The following is a 19,305-nucleotide window of genomic DNA, read 5'->3' as shown; positions in this document are numbered from 1 at the left end:
CGAATCAGCCCAGCATCCGATGTTTAGTTTCTTCAAGAAAAAGCCCCAGCCAGACCCCGTCGTCGCCAAAGAAGCCGCGCCTGCAACTGCATCTACTCCTGTTGTTGTCGTGACGACACCTGAAACACCCGCGCCAGTGTCCGCGCCTGTTGCTGAAGAAATCGTCGAAGCGGCACAGCCATCGCCGGAAGCCAAGCGCTCCTGGCTGGCCCGTCTCAAGAGCGGTCTGTCCAAAACCTCCAGCAATCTGACCACGCTGTTCGTCGGCGCCAAGATCGGCGACGACCTCTATGAAGAACTGGAATCCGCACTGCTGGTCTCGGACGCCGGTGTCGAAGCTACGCAATTTTTGCTCGCTTCGCTCAAGAAAAAAGTCAGGGACGAAAAACTGACCGAAGCCGACCAGGTGCGTCAGGCCCTGCGTACGCTGCTGATCGATATGCTGCGCCCGTTGCAAAAGCCGCTGGTGCTGGGCCGCCATCAACCGCTGGTGATGATGATTGCGGGCGTCAACGGCGCCGGCAAGACCACCACGATCGGCAAGCTGGCCAAGCATTTGCAGGCGCATGACCAATCCGTGCTGCTGGCCGCCGGCGACACTTTCCGCGCCGCGGCCCGCGAACAGCTGACGATCTGGGGCGAGCGCAACAACATCACCGTGATTTCGCAGGAGTCCGGCGATCCGGCCGCCGTCGCCTACGACGCCGTACATTCGGCCACGGCGCGCGGCACCAATGTCGTCATGGTTGATACCGCCGGTCGCTTGCCGACACAATTGCACCTGATGGACGAGCTGAAGAAGATCAAACGCGTTATCGGCAAGGCCATGGACACCGCACCGCACGAAGTACTGCTGGTCATCGACGGCAATACCGGCCAAAATGCGTTGGCGCAGGTCAAGGCTTTCGACGATGCGCTCGGCCTGACCGGGCTGATCGTGACCAAGCTGGACGGCACCGCCAAGGGCGGCATTCTGGCGGCGATCGCCAAGACCCGTCCGGTGCCGCTGTATTTCATCGGCGTGGGCGAACAGATCGACGACCTCCAAGCTTTCGACGCCGAAGAATTCGTGGATGCGTTGTTAAGTTAATAAGCAAGTTAATCGATACACAAAGCTGAAATACGCCAAAAAGAAAAGATCAAACAACCGACGATGATTGAATTCGCCAAGGTCTCCAAACAATACTCGCGCGATGTGTTCGCCTTGCGCGACATCACGCTGTCGGTGCAAAAAGGCGAATTGCTGTTCCTTGCCGGCCCCTCCGGCGCAGGCAAATCCACCTTGCTGAAAATGATCGCCGCCATGGAGCGCCCGAGCAGCGGCACCCTCAGCGTCAATGGTCAGAGCATCAACACCATCAAACCGTCCGGCATGCCGTATCTGCGCCGCAACCTCGGCCTGATTTTCCAGCAGCAGCGTTTGCTGCAAGACCGCAGCATCCTGTCCAATGTCATGTTGCCGCTGATCGTCACCGGTGCCGCCCGCTCGGACGCCGAAAAACGCGCCCGCGCTGCACTGGACAAGGTCGACCTGCTCGACAAGGCGACGTCGGGCCCGCAAGAACTCTCCGGCGGCGAGCAGCAGCGCGTGGCGATTGCCCGCGCCATCGTCAACCGCCCGCAAATCATCCTGGCCGACGAGCCGACTGCCAATCTCGACCGCGACAACGCCAACAAGGTACTGGCTGCGCTCAAATCCTTCCATGGCGTCGGCGTGACCTGCCTGATCTCGACCCATGACGAGCAATACCTGACCGGCGCCGACCGTATCGTCTATCTGGACCGCGGCCGTATCGTTGACGGCTGGCACAATGGCGTCAGCCATCCGGTGGAGATTTCTCAATGAACTGGCTGCGTCAACATTTCTTCGCCTTCGCCGATGCTTTCAGCCATCTGCTGCGTTCGCCGGGCAATTTCGTACTCAATGTGCTGGTGGTCTCGATTGCGCTGGCATTGCCCTTCGCCGGCCTGACCGTGCTGGAAAACGTACGACCGGTGTCTGAACAACTGGCTGTCGAGCCGGAAATCAGCATTTTCCTGAAAATGGACGTCTCGCGCGACAAGGCTACGGCACTGAGCAGCACCATCAATAGCATCCTGCAAAGCAGCGGCAGCACGGCCAAGGTTGAATTCACACCGCGCGAAAAAGCCTTCGATTCGCTCAAGAGCAAAACCGGCCTCAATGATGTGCTGGCGACGCTGGGCTCGAATCCTTTGCCGGACAGTTATGTCCTGAAACTCTCGGGATTCCAGAATGCCATGGACGCCAGCCGTGTCGATGACATCGCCCAGAAGCTCAAAGCCATGCCCGGCGTCGACACCGTCCAGATCGATTCGGCCTGGGTCAAACGCCTGGCGGCATTGCTGCGGATCCTGCGGCTGGTGTTGCTGTTCCTCGGTATCACGCTCGGTGCGGTGGTGGTAGCGGTGGTGTTCAACACCATCCGTCTGCAAGTAATGACGCAGTATGAAGAAATTGAGGTCTCGCGCCTGCTGGGCGCCACCAACGCCTTCATCCATCGCCCGTTCTATTACACCGGTGCCCTGCTCGGCCTGTGCGCCGGCGGCCTCGCGTTGGGCTTGGTGGTGCTGGCGCTGCAACCGCTGAATCTGGCAATCACCGACTTCGCCCGGCTTTACGCCTCGGAATTCCGCCTTGCGCCGCCTAGCATCGAAGCCATCGCCTTCCTGCTTGGTGCGAGCGCCCTGCTCGGCCTGTTTGGCGCCATGTTGTCAGTCAAGCGGCACCTGTCCAGGCTGACGTGACCTAATCCCTCGCCCCTTCAGCGTTCTGCCCTCCGCAAGCAAGGCCGTCATTTTTCGATAAAAATGACGGCCTTTGTTCATTGTTGCCCTGCAAAAATTGTTACAGCTTTCTTCTTGAAAGAAGCAACTTTGCCCCTCAGATTCCCTCTAATTCTTGCGATGAAAGCCAATTGCATTAAAAACAACCATAGAATTTAGCTATTCCTCCCTTCCAGATTCGTTATTAGCACTCCCCTGGAAGGAGTGCTAGAATAGTTGATAGAAATACTCCAGCTTTAAAGCAACTGCTTAATTTATGCATCGCTTCCTCATTTAGGAACCAAGGAGAATCAATGAAATCAGCTACTGCACTTATGCCCGTCGAGACCAATGCGCTTGCGCTCGGCTTCTCCGGCAGCCTGGGCAATATTGACGCCTACATTTCGGCCGTCAATCGCCTGCCTATGCTGACGCAGGCTGAAGAAGTGTCGCTCGCGCAAAGTCTGCGCGACAAGAATGACCTCGCTGCAGCGCAAAAACTGGTGCTGTCGCACTTGCGCCTTGTGGTCTCGATCGCTCGCGGCTATCTGGGCTACGGCCTGCCGCACGCCGACCTGATCCAGGAAGGCAATATCGGCCTGATGAAAGCAGTCAAACGCTTCGATCCGGATCAAAACGTGCGTCTCGTGTCGTACGCGATGCACTGGATCAAGGCCGAGATGCACGAGTACATCCTGAAGAACTGGCGTCTGGTCAAAGTGGCGACCACCAAGGCTCAACGCAAACTGTTCTTCAACCTGCGCAGCCACAAGGAAGGTCTGGACGCCATGACGCCGGCGCAAGTCGACGCGCTGGCCAAGACGCTGGACGTGAAGCGTGAAGAAGTCATCGAGATGGAAACCCGTCTGTCCGGCCGCGACGTGGCACTGGAAGCGCCGACCGACGACGAAGATGACAAATTCGCGCCAATCGCTTATCTGTCCTCGGACAACAGCGAACCGACCCGTGTGATGGAAGCCAAGCAATACGACCGTCTGCAATCGGAAGGTCTGGAAGTGGCGTTGAGCAAGCTGGATGATCGTTCGCGCCGCATCGTGGAAGCACGCTGGTTGGCAAACGACGACGGCAGCGGCGCTACATTGCACGAACTGGCTGATGAATTCGGCGTGTCTGCCGAACGCATTCGTCAGATCGAAGCGGTTGCCCTGAAGAAGATGAAGGGCGCGCTGCAAGCGTTTTCCTGATCTGCAAAGTCATCCGTAGTAATGAAAAAGGCGCTCTTTGAGCGCCTTTTCTTTTGCCTGCATCTTCTATCTTTTGTCCGCCGCCTTCGCAGCATTCAATGCGGCATCGCTTACGACAACAGCAATTTCAAATCATGCACGATGGGCTCAGCGCCCTGGCCATGCTTGACGAACAAACGGATGTGTCCCCGCGGATCGAAGACATAGCTTCCGGCGGTGTGATCCATGGTGTAGCTGCCCGGCGTCTTGCCCGGCACCTTCTGGAAGAACACCTTGAATTCCTTGGCGACCTTTGCGGTGGCAGCCTCATCGCCATACAAGCCGAGGAAACGCTTGTCGAAAGCCGGTACGTACTGCGACAGAATCTGCGGCGTATCGCGCGCCGGATCGACAGTGACGAACAATACCTGCACCTTGTCGGCTTGTGGGCCAAGCTCCTTCATCACATTGGCCATCTCGGCCATCGTGGTTGGGCAGACATCCGGGCATTGCGTGTAACCGAAGAACATCACGACCGCCTTGCCCTTGAAGTCAGCCAAGGTACGCGGCTTGCCGTTGTGGTCGGTCAGGGCGAAGTCTTTTGCGTATTCCAGGCCCGTGACATCGGTGTTGACGAACTTCTCGGTATTGCCTTGGCAAGCAGCCAGCATCAATGTGGACAAGGCCAGCAACGCTGCCGGCAACAACGAACGCAAACGCTTCATCAGAAAGTCCTGAACAGGAAATAGTGGTCGACCAGCAGTACAGCAAATAACAGGGACAGATAAATGATCGAATAGGTAAACGCCTTGCGCGCGATCAAGTCCGTGTAGTGGCGATAGATCTGCCAGGAGTAATAGAAGAAAATTCCGCCCAGCACGACAGCGCTGGCAAGATAGATCAGGCCGCTCATGCCGACGGCGAAAGGCAGCATGGTGGTGGCGAACAGTGCGATCGTGTACAGCAGGATCTGCAGTTGCGTGAACTTCATGCCGTGCGTGACCGGCAGCATCGGCAAGCCGGATTTTGCATAGTCGTCGCGGCGATACATGGCCAGCGCCCAGAAATGCGGCGGCGTCCAGATGAAGATGATCAGCACCAGAATCCAGGCTTGCATTGGTACATCATTGGCAACTGCAGCCCAACCCAATGCCGGCGGCATTGCGCCGGACAAGCCGCCGATGACGATATTTTGCGGCGTCGACGGTTTGAGGATGATCGTATAAATGACGGCGTAGCCGACGAAGGTCGCCAGTGTCAGCCACATGGTGAGTGGATTGACCAGGTTGTACAGCACCCACATGCCCATGCCGCCGATCACGCCGGAAAATACCAGCGTCTGCGTGACGGTGATTTCGCCGCGCGCCATCGGGCGGCGTGCGGTACGGGCCATGCGCGAATCGATTTCGCGTTCCACCAGGCAATTGATGGCGAATGCAGCACCGGCCAGCAGCCAGATGCCGATCGTGCCGAACACGACCTTGCGCCAGTCCGGCAATTCCGGCGTGGCCAGGAACATGCCGATGACGGCGCAGAACACCGCGAGCTGGGTCACGCGCGGCTTGGTCAGCGCCCAATACTGGGCAATTCGGTTGGTTTGTACGGTCAATGTGGTCATGTCAGATTGTCGGCGCGGTGTTTTCCCCTGCACGCAGGACGGAAATACGGGCCGTTTTCCCCTCGGCAAGCGGTGCGTACCTAGCCTTGTAGTTTAGCATGACCAGCAAAAGCAGAAGTAAGGCTGCCCCACCGTTGTGCATAACGGCAATCGCCAGCGGCCAGTTCAGGTAAATCGTCGACAAACCCGTCACCAGTTGCAGTGCGATCACGATCAGCAGCCAACGCCCGGTTTTGCGCAAGCCCGCATCCTTGAGCGCCTTGTGCGCCAGCCAGGCGACATAGGCGATGACCACAAAAGCAAAGGAACGGTGCACCCAATGAATCGCTGTCAGGGCCGGAAACGGCAGATATTCACCGTCGGCGGTCTTGCCCAGATGACGCCACAGGGTAAAGCCGTTTTCAAAGTCCATCTGCGGAATCACCGTGCCATGGCACAAGGGGAAATCATTGCAGGCCAACGCCGCATAATTGGTGCTGACCCAGCCGCCCAGTGCAATCTGCACGACCAACAGCAACATCCCGATCAATGCCGGCCATGCCAATGCCCGTCCCAGCGCCGATACCGGCACATGCTCATTCTGTTGCGCGCCCAGCCAGGCCAGCATCGCCAATAGCGTCAGGCCAAGCAGCAGGTGAATGGTGACGATGATAGGTTGCAACTTCATGGTCACAGTCCAGGCTCCGAACGCGCCCTGCAGACATACGAACAAAAACAGCGCGCTCGGAAACCACGGCCGAAACTTGATTTCAATGTGCCGGGATTTGATCCAGCGTCGCCATGCAATCACCATCAAGGTAATGATCAACACGCCGACCGCCATTGCCAGATAGCGATGGATCATTTCGATCCAGGCTTTGGCAACCGTCACGGGACCAGTCGGCATGGCCTCTTGCGCAGCGCTGATGTGCTCATGCGCCAACAACGGATTGGAGTGACCGTAACAGCCCGGCCAGTCGGGGCAACCGAGTCCGGAATCGGTCAGACGCGTGAAAGCGCCGAACATGATGAGGTCGAAGGTCAGGAACAGCGTGACCCAGACCAGCTTCCGGTATTTGTTGACGTCGTTGGAAACCCAGGTCAGCGTCAGCGGAATCAGCGCGACCAGCAAACCCATGATGGCAAGTTGAATCAGCATAACGGCATCACCCTATCGCCGAGGCGCGCAACAGTTTGCTGATGTCTTTTTTCATCTTGTTGGGATCCGCATCCTTGGGGAAGCGCATCATCAGGTTGCCCAGAGGATCGATGAGGTAGATGTGATCTTCCATTGAGGTACCTTCGTCGGTCGGCAGCCATGCCTTCAACAATTTTGCATCGACGCGCAACATGTCGGTACCGTCGTATTCGCGCATGAGCACAGTATCGAGCGGCTTGGCGTCGGTAATCAACCAGACGCGTTCGATGCGTTCCATTTCCTTGCCTTGCATCAGCCGCAGCTGGCGCATGGCAAACAGACGCGTCTTGCAGGCGTCATCGCACTCGCCACCGGCCACCTGCAGCATCACCCATCTACCCTTGTAGTCTTCCAGCTTGGCCGGCTTGCCGTCGAGCTCAGTACTGCCGAGCGCAGGAATGGGATATTGACGTGGGTCGATCAGCGCGCCGTAGTTGGTGCGGCTTTGCGGCTTGATCACGTAATAGGTAAGGTAGGAACCGATCATCGGCGCGGCGCACACGGCGACGACCAGGAGCAGCTTCCAGCGGCCGCGTTTGCGTTGTACTTCTGGCTGAATTTGTGGCGTCTGTACTTTACTTTTTTCCACTTCGAAATCCTGTCACAACAAAGAAAATAACGGCCATCAAGGCCAGCGCATACCATTGCACGGCGTAGCCGCGATGACGTTCAATACCCAGCGACGGCGCGGGCCAGTCGCGCACCAATCCGTCTTTCATCGCGCCTCCCTGCTCGATGAGGAAGGGAGCGAGCTTCAACTTGCTGGCAGCGGCATAGGCCGGAAGATCCAGATTCTGCATGATCGCGCCCGGCTTCGGTGCCTCTGCGGTGCCGAGTTGCAGCAAGTGGCCGGCATCGCGGCGGATCACGCCTTCGATCTCGACAACGCCCGTTGGTGTCGGCAGCACGGGCACCTTGGTGCGGTCGGTGATGTCGCGCGGCGTCCAGCCACGTTCGATGAGTACCGAGGCATCCGAGTCCGCTATTTTAAACGGGGTCAGGACGTAGAATCCCGGCGCACCATTGTAGGGGCGATTGTCGAGATAGCTGGTCCACGCAGAGATGAATTCGCCCTTCACCCGGACATGCCGGTATTCACTCTGCCCCACGTCCAGTTGCTGCGCATTGCCGGTCAGCGTCATTGCAGGTGCGGCCTGACGTTCTGCCATTTTGTTCTGGATCGCCTGTTTCTCGTCGCCGCGGCGCGTCTGCCACTGCCCCAGCGATACGCCGATGGCCGCAACAATCAGCGTCGCGACCAGCGGAACCCATCTAACCCGGAATCTGATTGGCATTACAATGTCATTTCACTCAATACAACAATAGTCTCTACGCGGCATACGATTTTGCAGGCCGCCGATGGAGACGCTTCCGCTTCCGAGACAGACTCCGCCATGAAAATCATCGTCGCCATTGCTTTCATCCTGATCCTCGGTAGCCTTGCTTCCGCGTTCTTGTTCCTGATGCGCGACAAGGGCAAGAGTAACCGTACGGTGTATGCGCTTACATTGCGCGTCGGCTTTTCGGTGCTGCTGTTTATCTTGCTGCTGGTGGCATATAAATTCGGTCTGATCCAGCCCACCGGACTCCGCTGACGTCGCGCTGGGGAATCCGGCTGCTTCGACAAAGAATCAACCGGAAGGTTACACGTTTCTCAATTATTTTCGAGCCATCGTCTGATCGTAAAAAAGCCGCACCGAAGTGCGGCTTTTTTGCTGGCTGACTGCCTGATCTTTACAGCCAGTAGACCACGACATACAGGCCCAGCCAGACTACGTCCACAAAGTGCCAGTACCAGGCGGCGCCTTCGAAGGCGAAGTGATGCTCCGGCGTGAAGTGGCCGCGCAGTAAGCGATACAGCACCACCGACAACATGATCGCGCCCATCGTCACGTGGAAACCGTGGAAGCCGGTCAGCATGAAGAAGGTCGAACCATAAACGCCCGAGGTCAGCTTCAGGTTCAGTTCGCTGTAGGCGTGGTGATACTCATAAGCCTGGAAGCCCATGAAGATCGCGCCCAGCAGGATCGTTGCAAACAGCCAGATCGCAGTCTGGGTGCGATGACCGGCGCGCAGCGCGTGATGCGAAATCGTCAGCGTCACGCCCGACAGCAACAGCAAGGCCGTATTGATGGTCGGGATCGGGAACGGGCCCATGGTCTGGAACGATTCGATCGTACCGGCCGGACCGGCATTACCCCAGTGCGCAGCAAAGTCGGGCCAGATCACCTTGTGATCCAGATCGGCCAGCCATGGCATGGTGATGCTGCGCGCATAGAACAGTGCGCCGAAGAAGGCGGCGAAGAACATCACTTCCGAGAAAATGAACCAGCCCATGCTCCAGCGGAAGGAGGCGTCGATGCGCTCGCTGTACTGGCCGGACTCGGACTCGCCGATGGCCTGGCCAAACCACTTGTACAGCACCACCAGCACCGCGAGGATGCCGATAATGTTGAGCGCCATACCCCAGGAATGGCCGTTGACCCAGGCCGAAGCGCCGGCCATGGTGACCAGCATCGATATGCCCGCCAGCACCGGCCATTGTGATGGACCTGGTACGAAATAGTACGGTGCTTTAGCGTGTTGAGAACTCATCTCCATCTCCCAATACAAAATTCGGATCTTTTATAAATGACTGCTTCAGACTGGCACTGCCACATCCCTTGGTTGCACAGTCGCACTTCATCGAGTGCTTGTTTTTACTGTGCCTTACTATGTTTTTACTCAGCCTTACTGAGCCACCACCATCTTTACTATCAACACCAATACGGTCACAAAAATCGCTGCACCGATGACGCCGGCAATAATGACATGCAGCGGATTCAGCTTGGCGGCATCGCTTTCGTAATCGCTGCGCTTGCGCACGCCGAAGAAGGACCAGAACACCGCCTTCATCGTCGCCGCAAATGATGCCTTGCGCTGCGTTGCGTCTTTCAAGTCGCTCATTTGCCGCTTTCCTTCCGGGACTTCTGTTACTGCAGGAAGCAGATGTCTGCCGCCGGTTTGCCTCAGCTTGCCTTCTTGTTCAATCCTTCAATTTCGAAGAAGGTATAAGACAGCGTAATTGTCTTCACATCCTTGGGCAGCGCCGGATCGATGTAGAACACCACCGGCATCTGCTTGGCCTCATTCGGCCCCAGAGTTTGTTGCGTAAAACAGAAGCACTCCACCTTCTTGAAGAAGGCCGCCGACTGCTGCGGCGCGTAACTCGGTATTGCCTGCGCATCGACGCTGCGCGCCTGCGTGTTGACCACTTCGTACAGCACCTGCGTCATTTCGCCCGGATGCACTTGCATGCTTGCCACCGTCGGGCGGAAGCGCCAAGGCCCTTGCGAATTGCCGTCGAACTCGATCGTCACGGTACGGCTTTTGTCGATCTGGCTGTTCGTCGGCGCTTCGACCGTTACATCCTTGGGCGTCAGAAAATTGACGCCGGTCACTTCACAAATCTTCTTGTACACGGGAATCAACGCGTACCCGAATCCGAACATCAGGACGGCGATGACCAGCAACTTCCCCAGCATCTGCCGATTCAGTTTGCGATCGGTCGTCATTTGAACCAGATGCGGTTAATGAAGATACCTATGAAGAACCCTGCTGCTACCAGCGCCAGCAACAAGCCTGTGCGCAGATTATTCGGCTTTTTACGATCTGTCATACAGAGTGGGCAGGACCAGCCTGCCGCTCCCTTTATTTAACTGTCGGTGGCGTTTCGAATGTGTGGAAAGGCGCCGGGCTCGGCACTGTCCACTCCAGGCCTTCTGCACCTTCCCATGGCTTGTCTGCTGCCTTGACGCCGCCCTTGATCGACGGGATCACGACGAAGAACAGGAAGTACACCTGCGACAGGCCGAAACCGAAAGCGCCGATGGTCGCGAGCATGTTGAAGTCGGTGAACTGCGCGGGATAGTCGGCATAGCGACGCGGCATGCCGGCCAACCCCAGGAAGTGCATCGGGAAGAAGGTCACGTTGAACCAGATCAGCGAGTTCCAGAAGTGGATCTTGCCGCGGGTTTCGTTGTACATGAAACCAGTCCACTTCGGACCCCAGTAGTAGAAACCGGCGAACAGCGCGAACAGCGAACCAGCCACCAGCACGTAGTGGAAGTGCGCCACCACGTAATAGGTATCCTGCATCTGGATATCGATCGGGGTCACCGCCAGGATCAGGCCGGTGAAGCCGCCCATGGTGAACACGAAGATGAAGCCAACCGAGAACAGCATCGGTGTTTCAAATGTCATCGAACCGCGCCACATCGTTGCGATCCAGTTGAAGATCTTCACGCCGGTCGGCACGGCGATCAGCATCGTGGCGTACATGAAGAACAACTGTGCAGTCACCGGCATGCCGGTGGTGAACATGTGGTGAGCCCAGACGATGAAGGACAGAATCGCGATCGATGCAGTCGCGTAGACCATCGAAGCGTAACCAAACAATTGCTTGCGGGCGAAGGCCGGGATGATCTGCGACACGATGCCGAACGCAGGCAGAATCATGATGTAGACCTCAGGGTGGCCGAAGAACCAGAAGATGTGTTGATACATCACCGGATCGCCGCCGCCGGCTGCGTTGAAGAAGGACGTACCGAAATGACGGTCAGTCAGCGTCATCGTGATCGCGCCAGCCAACACCGGCATCACGGCGATCAGCAGGTAAGCAGTGATCAGCCAGGTCCAGCAGAACATCGGCATCTTCATCAGCGTCATGCCGGGAGCGCGCATGTTGAGGATGGTGACGATGATGTTGATCGAACCCATGATCGACGATGCGCCCATGATGTGCATCGCGAAAATACCCATGTCCATCCCAGGGCCCATTTGCGTCGACAGCGGCGCATACAGGGTCCAGCCGGCGGCAGTCGCACCGCCCGGCACCAGGAAGGAACCGGCCAGCAGCAGTGCCGCAGGCGGCAACAGCCAGAACGAGAAGTTATTCATGCGGGCGAACGCCATGTCGGAGGCGCCGATCTGCAGCGGAATCATCCAGTTGGCGAAGCCGACGAAGGCCGGCATGATCGCGCCGAACACCATCACCAGACCATGCATCGTGGTCAGCTGGTTGAAGAATTCAGGGCGGAAGAATTGCAGGCCTGGCTGGAACAGCTCAGCGCGGATCAGCAGCGCCAGCACGCCGCCGGAAAGCAGCATGGTGAACGAGAACCACAGGTACAGCGTGCCGATGTCCTTGTGATTGGTGGCGAAGATCCAGCGGCGCCAGCCGTGCGGGTGGTCATGATGTCCGTGATCATCGTGACCATGTACGTGGTCATGCGAATGATCGTGGCCGTGATCGACTACTGTTGTGCTCATTTCAGTCTCCCAATTCGATACATGTGCGCGTACGAAGTAAGCGCTCAGGTTCTCACTCAGTTCAGTTACTTGCGCGCAGCCAGTACGTCAGCTGGTTGAACGATATTTTCTTGTGCTTTATTGGACCAGCTGTTGCGTGTGTAGGTAATCACGGCAGCGATTTCAGTGTCGTTCAGTACCGACTTCCAGGCTGGCATCGCGTTCTTGCCGTTCAACACGGTATTGATCTGCGCAGCCTTCGGACCGTTCACGACCGGGTCGCCGTCCAGTGCAGGGAATGCGCCGGGTACGCCCTTGCCGTTGGCCTGATGGCAAACCACGCAGTTGGAGGTGTAGACTTTTTCGCCGCGCTGCTTGAGTTCGTCGATGGTCCAGACCTTGGTCGGATCATCGGCTTTGGCGGCCATTTCTTTTTTCTTGCCCTCGACCCAGGTCTTGTAGTCGGCTTCGCTGACCACATTGACGACGATAGGCATGAAGGCGTGGTCTTTGCCGCACAGCTCAACGCACTGACCGCGGTAAGTACCGATCTTCTCGGCCTTGAACCAGGTGTCGCGCACGAAACCGGGAATCGCATCCTGCTTCACGCCGAACGCCGGAATGGTCCACGAGTGGATCACGTCGTTGGCGGTGGTGACGATGCGGACCTTCTTGTTGACCGGCACGACGACTGGATTGTCGACTTCGATCAGGTAGTTGTCGTTTTTCTTCAGCGAAGAGTCGACGATCTGTTCACGCGGGGTGGCCAGATTGGACAGGAAGGAAATGCCTTCGCCTTCGCCCTTGAGGTAATCGTAGCCCCACTTCCACTGCATGCCGGTGACCTTGATGGTCAGGTCGGCGTTGGAAGTGTCTTTCATCGCGACGACGGTCTTGGTGGCGGGAAGTGCCATGCCGATCACGATCAGGAAAGGAACCACAGTCCAGGCGATTTCAACGGTAGTGCTTTCGTGGAAACTGGCCGACTTGTGGCCGAGGGACTTGCGGTGCTTGAGGATGGAGTAAAACATGACGCCGAACACGGCGAGGAAAATCACCAGGCAGATGATCAGCATCAGGTGATGCAAATCATAGATCTGCTCAGCGATCTGCGTGACCGGTGGCTGGAAATTAGTCTGCAATACGGCCGGACCGCCCTTGCTATCGACGACTTTATCACCCCATGCCCATGACGGCACTGACGCCGCCAGGAGCGATGCACCGAGCAGCAAAGAATGAAGGCGCTTCGCAATTATCATGATTTCCTCAAAAGCCCAAAATAATTATAAGAATTGTGCCAACTACCTGACGCTACTGCTTGCTGATTTCCTGCCTCAGCTCCAGTGCGAACTCGCGTCTCTTCCATTCCGTCAGGTACCGACCTACATCGACTCGTATTCCAGAGGACTCCAGCCTCACCAATTTGCGGTGAGACCCTGCCGGTTCGATTCGTATCTTATGCAGATCGAGCCTGAAGCGACTCGTTTTTCCTGCGCGTACAAATTCGACCAGCAAACAATCTTCGACCAGCGCGATATATTCGCGATCAGTCGCATGACGTGCATAAATCAGAAAAGCAAAACCGACTGCGGACAACTCAAGTACAGAGAAAACTAATATGTACCAGGCTCCACGCAAAGTGAAAATAAACGCTACTGTCAAAGAAACCGCGCAGAGGATCGCGAAAACTTGCCCCAATTGGTGCGGCGCAATCGAACAGTTGCGCTTCAACATCCACTCCCGCTTTACCACGGCATGCTCTTGTTATTACCCTCCAAACCGCGAGGTCGAGCACGTCCGCACAAGCTAAAACCCTCGGAGTATAAGGGGTAACTATAAATGTTATCAAGCGGAATAAAGTCGCTTTTTCGCTCTTGACACAATGCCTTTTCAGCCTTCGGAAAGCATCCGCCTGCACCAAAAAAATCCGTTCCGGACGACGATACAACACGATGAAATGTCGAATCGGCGGCCCGCATGGCTATTTTTTCGGTAAATCGAAACGAATAATCGACTCTCCGCTGGCGGTGGTCCTGGGTACCGGGCGGAAGGCGTGGCCATAAATCACTTCAAACGTCAGCGGTATCTTGCCATCGGCGCCGCGCAATTGCTCCAGTGCGTTGACTACTTTGCCGTAAGCAGCACGTCCGAGCAGGCCGCGCCGCCTGCTTTCAAGCGGATTGCCACCCCAGGCGCCGACATCTGCCAGCAGACGCTGCGGTGTTTCGTAGGTGACTGTGATATTTTCCATATCCATGACCGGCGTGGAAAAACCGGCATTGACCAGCATGTCGCCAAAGTCATGCATATCAACGAACGGCAGGCTGTGCGGGGCCGCATCCACGGTTTCGAAGGCCGCCCGCACTTCCTTGAAGGTATCCGGGCCGAAGCAGGAGAACATCAGCAAACCCTCAACGCGCAGAACGCGGCGCCATTCGGCAAAGACGCGATCCGGCTGGGGATGCCACTGCAAAGCCAGATTGGACCAGACCACGTCCAACGCATTGGCGGCAAACGGCAGTTGGGCGAAATCGGCGCACGCCAGGCTGCCGGCGCTGCCGGAACCGGACGACGGCAACCATTTGGTCAGCAGGCGGTTGACGGCGGATTGCGCCGCCTGTTGGCGCTGCTGTGCAACGGCCAGCATGCTGAAAGCGCCATCCAGGCCGATGATCTGTGCATCGGCGAAGCGTTTTTGCAGGACGGCGATGTCGGCGCCCTCGCCGCACCCGGCGTCCAGCACACGCTGAGGCTCGATTTTGATCAGTAGCAGCTTCTCTTGCATGCGAGCCGAGACTTCACGGCGCAAAAAGTCAGATTCAGCGACGCGCGCCGGTGTGGAAAACAGGCGACGCACCAAAGGCAGATCGATCGGTGCGCTCAATTTGGCGCTGGCGTTAGGCGGAGGCAAAGACATGAAAAATCGGGCGGGCAAGATGAGATAATCGCCGCTAGTGTAGTCCAAATCCCCATTTTTGGTGCAAACCCGGCCATAGCCGTCAGGATCTCCCGCCCATGTTCGTCCGCCTGCAAGGTGTAACTAAAAGCGTGACCGGAAGCCCGTTGTGGCCGCGTTGGCTGCCGCAACTGCTGCCGTCATCCTGCGTGCTGTGCGGCCAAACCGACCGTAACGCCGTCTGCGAGCCTTGCCACGAACAACATTTCACGACGCGCCCACGCCGCTGCGTGCAATGCGCCATGCCGGTTCCGACCACAGCAAAGGAAATCCGCTGCGGCGACTGTCTGAAGAACAAGCCTGCCTTTGACGCAACCATCGTGGTAGCCGACTATGCCGCACCGGCCGACCAGTTGGTGCTGGCACTGAAGTTCGGCGCAAAGCTGCCGCTGGCGCCCCTGATGGCCGGAATGTTGCGGGACGCAGCCGTGCATTACGCCGACCGCGGCCTGGCGCTGCCGACACTGCTGACAGCGGTGCCGCTGGGAAAATCACGACTCCAGGAACGCGGCTTCAACCAATCTCTGGAGATCGCACGGCCGCTGTCGCGCCAACTCAATATCCCGCTTGAGCCGCTGCTGGTTCGCCTGCGCGACACCCTGGCCCAGGCGACGCTACCCACCGAAGAGCGCCGACGCAACATCAGCCGCGCCTTCGTGGTGCCGACGCAAGCGATGAACTACGTGCGCGGCGCGCATATCGGCGTGATCGACGACGTCATCACCACCGGCGAGACACTGAACGAAATCGCTTCCACGCTCAAGCGCTTTGGTGCCCGGCGCGTGACCAATATCGTGTTTTCCCGCACGATATCGAAATAGCGCAAACTCTCGCCTGCATCATCAGTTGCTTCATTCAAGGAGAATCATTTGTTTCACGTCGTTCTGGTCGAGCCGGAAATTCCACCCAATACCGGCAACATCATCCGCCTGTGCGCCAACACCGGCGCGCAACTGCACCTGATCGAGCCGCTCGGCTTTCCGCTTGACGACGCCAAGATGCGACGTGCGGGGCTGGATTATCATGACTACGCGACCATGCAGGTGCATCCCAACTGGGACGCCTTTATCGAGAAACGCCGGGCCGATCCACAATTTGATGAGGCGCGCATGTTCGCGCTGACCACGCATGGTTCGACACCGTTTGCCGGAGTCGCCTTCCGTCCCGGTGACGTGTTCGTGTTCGGCGCAGAAACGCGCGGTCTGGCGCCGGAACTGCGTGAATCCTTCCCTACCAGTCAGCGCATCCGCCTGCCGATGCGGCCGGACAATCGCAGCCTGAACTTGTCGAATACGGTTGCAGTGGTAGTGTATGAAGCGTGGCGGCAGAATGGCTTTGCTGGCGGCAGCTGACATCGCCGGCCGGTTCGGGCAATAAAAAAGGCCGCAAACGCGGCCTTTTTTATTTTATCGCTGCGATTACCCCAGCAGCAACGCATCGTCAGAGAGCACTTCTCCACGTGTACGCTCGAACATCTTCAGCAGATCAGGCACATCCAGACCAGCGCGTTCTTCACCGGACACGTCCAGCACCACTTTACCCTGATGCAGCATCACCGTGCGGTCGCCGTAGTCCAGCGCCTGACGCATGCTGTGGGTCACCATCATGGTGGTCAGCTTGCTTTCGGCGACGATCTTGGCGGTCAGTTCCAGCACGAATGCGGCAGTCTTCGGATCCAGCGCAGCAGTGTGCTCATCCAGCAGAAGAATGCGCGACGGCTGCAAGGATGCCATCAGCAGGCTGACGGCCTGACGCTGGCCGCCGGACAACAGGCCGATGCGGTCGGTCAGACGTTTTTCCAAACCGAGATTCAGAATCGACAGCTTCTCGCGGAACAGTTCGCGCATGTTGCGCTTGATGGCGAAGCCGAAGCCGCGACGTTTGCCGCGCGCCATCGCCAGCGCCATGTTTTCTTCAATGGTCAGCGCTTCGCAGGTGCCCGCCATCGGATCCTGGAACACGCGCGCCACCATGCCGGCGCGATCCCAGGCTTGTTTCTTGGTGACGTCGACGCCGTCGATTTCGATGCTGCCGGAATCCACCAGCAGGTCGCCCGAAATCGCATTGAGGAAAGTCGACTTGCCGGCGCCGTTGGATCCGATCACGGCGACGAACTGGCCGGTCGGGATTTCCAGGTCGAGGCCGCGCAACGCGGGGTTTTCAATCGGTGTACCCGGATTGAAGGTGATTTTGAGATCGTTTGCCTTCAACATATCAGGCTCCCTTACGCAGCAGTTTCAGCTTGCGCTTGCCCATCGGCAGCACCAGCGCCAGCATGACCAGCACGGCGGTGACCAGATTCAGGTCTTGCGCTTGCAGGCCGATGAAATCGCTGTTCAAGGCCAGCGCGATGAAGAAGCGGTACAGAATCGCACCGAGGATCACGGCCAGCGTCGTCCAGACCAGGCGACGCGCCGGCAGGATGTTTTCGCCGATGATCACGGCCGCAAGGCCGATCACGATGGTGCCGATGCCCATGGAAATGTCGGCGCCGCCCTGAGTCTGCGCAAACAAGGCGCCGCCCAAGGCCACCAATGCATTGGCCAGCGCCATACCGGCCAGCGTGGCGCGGCCGGTAGCGATACCTTGGGCACGCGCCATACGGGCGTTAGCGCCGGTGGCACGCATGGCCAGGCCGATTTCGGAAGAGAAAAACCAGTCCAGCAGCAGCTTGGCGAGCACCACCACCACGATCAGCACCAGCGGACGTTCGACATAGTCGGGCATCCAGTCCGGCAGCAGGATGCTGAAAATGGTCGGTTCGCTGATCAGCGGCACGTTTGGTTTGCCCATCACGCGCAGGTTGATGGAGTACAGCGCGATCATCATGAGGATACTGGCCAGCAGATCCATGATCTTCAGGCGCACGTTCAGCCAGGCGGTCGTGAAACCAGCCAGTGCGCCCGCAAGGATCGCTACGCCAGTCGCCAGGAACGGGTTATAGCCCGCAGCGATCATCGTTGCGGCCACGGCGCCGCCTAGCGGAAAGCTGCCGTCAACCGTCAGATCGGGGAAAGTGAGGATGCGGAAGGAAATCAGCACCCCAAGGGCGACCAGACTGAAAATCAGCCCGATTTCCAGTGCGCCCAAGAGCGTATACAGCGACATAAAAAGGTCTTTCTTAAAAAACACATTCGGCATTGACCTGTACGGCATGTGGGTAACATGCTGGTCGATGCCGAATGTCCTCTGAAAATCATGCCGTGGAGCGCTGGTGGCGCCGCACGGCATGCATCGAGTACGACTGAATACGACTATCAGTACAACGAAAGCGACGAAATACAGCCCGGCAAAACCAGGCTGCAAGGTGCGTCAACTGATCAGTTGATAACCTTGGTCGCCGACTTCAGGAAGTCCGGGCTCAGCGTCACGCCCTGCTTTTGCGCGGCGCTCGTGTTGATGTACAGCTCCAGGTTCTTGCTGGTCGACGATGGAATGTCGCCCGGCTTTTCGCCCTTCAGGATGCGCGCCACGATTTTACCGGTCTGACGGCCCAGGTCGTAGAAATTCACGCCCAGTGCAGCAACCGCGCCACGCTTGACGCTGCCGGTGTCGGAAGCGATCAGCGGGATCTTGGCGTCGTTGCAAACCTTGGCCAGCGACTCGAAGGTCGACACGACGACGTTATCGGTCGTGGTGTACATCACATCGATTTTGCCGATCAGGCTCTTGGCGGCAGGCGCGACATCAACCGAACGCGGCGATGCGGCTTCCACCAGCGTCATGCCTTGCTTCTCCAGTACCGCCTTGAGCGCGTTGAGCGCCGAGACGGAATTGGATTCGCCCGGATTGTAAACGATGCCGACGCGCTTCGCGCTGGGAACCACTTTTTTGATGATCTCGACTTGCTTGACCGGATCCAGCATGTGCGACAGACCGGTGACGTTGGTGCCGGACGGGCCCCAGTCCTTGACCAGTTGTGCAGCGATCGGATCGGCGATGGCCGAATAGACGATAGGAATGGTCTTGGTCGACGCCACCAGCGGCTGCGCCGACGGGGTGCCGATAGCGACGATCACGTCAGGGTTGTCGCCGACGAATTTCTTGGCGATCTGACCGGCCGTGCCGGCATTACCCTGGGCGCTCTGGAACTCCCATTTGAAGCCCTTTCCGGACTCGAAGCCTTCTGCCTTCAGCTCGTCGCGGGTGCCGTCGCGTACGGCATCCAATGCCGGATGCTCGACGATCGATGTCGTCAGCACGCTCTTGTCGGCGGCCAGCGCCGGGGCGGCGCAAACAGCAGCCAGCGCAAGCGCGCCGGTGATGATGCGCAAAGTTTTAGCCAATGTGAACATAT

At 57.9% G+C, this 19,305-nt stretch carries 23 protein-coding genes; 7 read left to right on the top strand and 16 right to left on the bottom strand.

All coding sequences use genetic code 11. The features are described 5' to 3' along the window. Positions 1–19: 19 nt before the first annotated feature. From ftsY to rpoH, 4 genes are all read left to right on the top strand, one after another. On the top strand, positions 20–1,090 hold the full coding sequence (gene ftsY / locus PQR63_RS17620; protein ID WP_408169279.1) for a signal recognition particle-docking protein FtsY: 1,071 nt from the start codon (positions 20–22) through the stop codon (positions 1,088–1,090). 63 nt (positions 1,091–1,153) lie between these two features. Next, on the top strand, positions 1,154–1,846 hold the full coding sequence (locus PQR63_RS17615; protein ID WP_408169278.1) for a cell division ATP-binding protein FtsE: 693 nt from the start codon (positions 1,154–1,156) through the stop codon (positions 1,844–1,846). After that, positions 1,843–2,766, top strand: a complete 924-nt coding sequence (gene ftsX / locus PQR63_RS17610) for a permease-like cell division protein FtsX (protein ID WP_408169277.1) — start codon at positions 1,843–1,845, stop codon at positions 2,764–2,766. The genes PQR63_RS17615 and ftsX overlap by 4 nt, the downstream gene beginning before the upstream one ends. Before the next feature lie 332 nt (positions 2,767–3,098). Beyond that, positions 3,099–3,989: an RNA polymerase sigma factor RpoH gene (gene rpoH / locus PQR63_RS17605; RefSeq protein WP_408169276.1), complete on the top strand. Its 891-nt coding sequence runs from the start codon at positions 3,099–3,101 to the stop codon at positions 3,987–3,989. A 110-nt stretch (positions 3,990–4,099) separates the two neighbouring features. Here the strand turns inward: rpoH and PQR63_RS17600 are convergent, their stop codons facing one another. Genes PQR63_RS17600 through PQR63_RS17580 form a run of 5 tightly spaced genes read right to left on the bottom strand, consistent with a single transcriptional unit; the run spans position 4,100 to position 8,058 of the window. Continuing rightward, positions 4,100–4,693 (bottom strand): SCO family protein, encoded by a 594-nt coding sequence (locus PQR63_RS17600; RefSeq protein WP_408169275.1) that lies wholly within the window; start codon positions 4,691–4,693, stop codon positions 4,100–4,102. Continuing rightward, entirely contained in the window at positions 4,693–5,586 is an 894-nt protein-coding gene (cyoE, locus tag PQR63_RS17595) for a heme o synthase (protein WP_408169274.1), read from the bottom strand. Before cyoE ends, PQR63_RS17600 begins: the two co-directional genes overlap by 1 nt. Position 5,587: 1 nt before the next feature. Then, positions 5,588–6,724, bottom strand: a complete 1,137-nt coding sequence (locus tag PQR63_RS17590; RefSeq protein ID WP_408169273.1) for a COX15/CtaA family protein — start codon at positions 6,722–6,724, stop codon at positions 5,588–5,590. A 7-nt stretch (positions 6,725–6,731) separates the two neighbouring features. Then, the gene (locus PQR63_RS17585; protein WP_408169272.1) at positions 6,732–7,352 is read right to left on the bottom strand and encodes an SCO family protein; all 621 of its coding nucleotides are present in this window, start codon (positions 7,350–7,352) and stop codon (positions 6,732–6,734) included. Further along, positions 7,339–8,058: an SURF1 family protein gene (locus PQR63_RS17580; RefSeq protein ID WP_408169271.1), complete on the bottom strand. Its 720-nt coding sequence runs from the start codon at positions 8,056–8,058 to the stop codon at positions 7,339–7,341. Before PQR63_RS17580 ends, PQR63_RS17585 begins: the two co-directional genes overlap by 14 nt. Positions 8,059–8,157: 99 nt before the next feature. On the opposite strand from PQR63_RS17580, the gene PQR63_RS17575 reads away from it, so the two are divergent. After that, positions 8,158–8,358 (top strand): twin transmembrane helix small protein, encoded by a 201-nt coding sequence (locus PQR63_RS17575; RefSeq protein WP_408169270.1) that lies wholly within the window; start codon positions 8,158–8,160, stop codon positions 8,356–8,358. Positions 8,359–8,497: 139 nt separating this feature from the next. Here the strand turns inward: PQR63_RS17575 and PQR63_RS17570 are convergent, their stop codons facing one another. The 8 genes from PQR63_RS17570 to PQR63_RS17535 all read right to left on the bottom strand — a co-directional run bounded on the left by PQR63_RS17570 (position 8,498) and on the right by PQR63_RS17535 (position 14,969). Further along, positions 8,498–9,358: a cytochrome c oxidase subunit 3 gene (locus tag PQR63_RS17570; protein ID WP_408169269.1), complete on the bottom strand. Its 861-nt coding sequence runs from the start codon at positions 9,356–9,358 to the stop codon at positions 8,498–8,500. A gap of 135 nt (positions 9,359–9,493) precedes the next feature. Next, a complete protein-coding gene (locus tag PQR63_RS17565; RefSeq protein ID WP_007879574.1) occupies positions 9,494–9,709 on the bottom strand; it encodes a DUF2970 domain-containing protein in 216 nt (71 codons plus the stop codon). A gap of 62 nt (positions 9,710–9,771) precedes the next feature. Beyond that, positions 9,772–10,317, bottom strand: coding sequence for a cytochrome c oxidase assembly protein (locus PQR63_RS17560; protein WP_007879570.1), 546 nt, complete (start codon positions 10,315–10,317; stop codon positions 9,772–9,774). Further along, positions 10,314–10,421, bottom strand: coding sequence for a cytochrome oxidase small assembly protein (locus tag PQR63_RS17555; protein ID WP_232511845.1), 108 nt, complete (start codon positions 10,419–10,421; stop codon positions 10,314–10,316). The genes PQR63_RS17560 and PQR63_RS17555 overlap by 4 nt, the downstream gene beginning before the upstream one ends. A gap of 32 nt (positions 10,422–10,453) precedes the next feature. Continuing rightward, a complete protein-coding gene (ctaD, locus tag PQR63_RS17550; RefSeq protein WP_408169268.1) occupies positions 10,454–12,073 on the bottom strand; it encodes a cytochrome c oxidase subunit I in 1,620 nt (539 codons plus the stop codon). 65 nt (positions 12,074–12,138) lie between these two features. Next, positions 12,139–13,311 (bottom strand): cytochrome c oxidase subunit II, encoded by a 1,173-nt coding sequence (gene coxB / locus PQR63_RS17545; protein WP_408169267.1) that lies wholly within the window; start codon positions 13,309–13,311, stop codon positions 12,139–12,141. A gap of 52 nt (positions 13,312–13,363) precedes the next feature. Beyond that, positions 13,364–13,804: a DUF2244 domain-containing protein gene (locus tag PQR63_RS17540; protein WP_408169266.1), complete on the bottom strand. Its 441-nt coding sequence runs from the start codon at positions 13,802–13,804 to the stop codon at positions 13,364–13,366. A gap of 229 nt (positions 13,805–14,033) precedes the next feature. Beyond that, positions 14,034–14,969 carry a methyltransferase domain-containing protein gene (locus PQR63_RS17535; protein ID WP_408169265.1) on the bottom strand — a complete coding sequence of 312 codons (936 nt, stop codon included), beginning with the start codon at positions 14,967–14,969 and terminating at the stop codon, positions 14,034–14,036. A 98-nt stretch (positions 14,970–15,067) separates the two neighbouring features. On the opposite strand from PQR63_RS17535, the gene PQR63_RS17530 reads away from it, so the two are divergent. Both PQR63_RS17530 and trmL read left to right on the top strand, forming a co-directional pair. Next, positions 15,068–15,829: a phosphoribosyltransferase family protein gene (locus tag PQR63_RS17530; RefSeq protein ID WP_408169264.1), complete on the top strand. Its 762-nt coding sequence runs from the start codon at positions 15,068–15,070 to the stop codon at positions 15,827–15,829. Positions 15,830–15,877: 48 nt separating this feature from the next. Beyond that, the gene (trmL, locus tag PQR63_RS17525) at positions 15,878–16,360 is read left to right on the top strand and encodes a tRNA (uridine(34)/cytosine(34)/5-carboxymethylaminomethyluridine(34)-2'-O)-methyltransferase TrmL (protein WP_408169263.1); all 483 of its coding nucleotides are present in this window, start codon (positions 15,878–15,880) and stop codon (positions 16,358–16,360) included. Between the two features lie 66 nt (positions 16,361–16,426). Here the strand turns inward: trmL and PQR63_RS17520 are convergent, their stop codons facing one another. The 3 genes from PQR63_RS17520 to PQR63_RS17510 form a co-directional block, all read right to left on the bottom strand. After that, positions 16,427–17,221 (bottom strand): ABC transporter ATP-binding protein, encoded by a 795-nt coding sequence (locus tag PQR63_RS17520; RefSeq protein WP_094562461.1) that lies wholly within the window; start codon positions 17,219–17,221, stop codon positions 16,427–16,429. 1 nt (position 17,222) lies between these two features. After that, positions 17,223–18,116 (bottom strand): ABC transporter permease, encoded by an 894-nt coding sequence (locus PQR63_RS17515; RefSeq protein ID WP_094562460.1) that lies wholly within the window; start codon positions 18,114–18,116, stop codon positions 17,223–17,225. A 212-nt stretch (positions 18,117–18,328) separates the two neighbouring features. After that, on the bottom strand, positions 18,329–19,303 hold the full coding sequence (locus tag PQR63_RS17510) for an ABC transporter substrate-binding protein (protein WP_408169262.1): 975 nt from the start codon (positions 19,301–19,303) through the stop codon (positions 18,329–18,331). Between the last annotated feature and the right edge of the window lie 2 nt (positions 19,304–19,305).

The organism is Herbaspirillum rhizosphaerae, assembly GCF_046025915.1.
In the GTDB taxonomy this organism is placed as follows: Bacteria; Pseudomonadota; Gammaproteobacteria; order Burkholderiales; family Burkholderiaceae_D; genus Herbaspirillum; species Herbaspirillum rhizosphaerae_A.
This window is presented reverse-complemented; position numbering and strand designations above follow the sequence as displayed.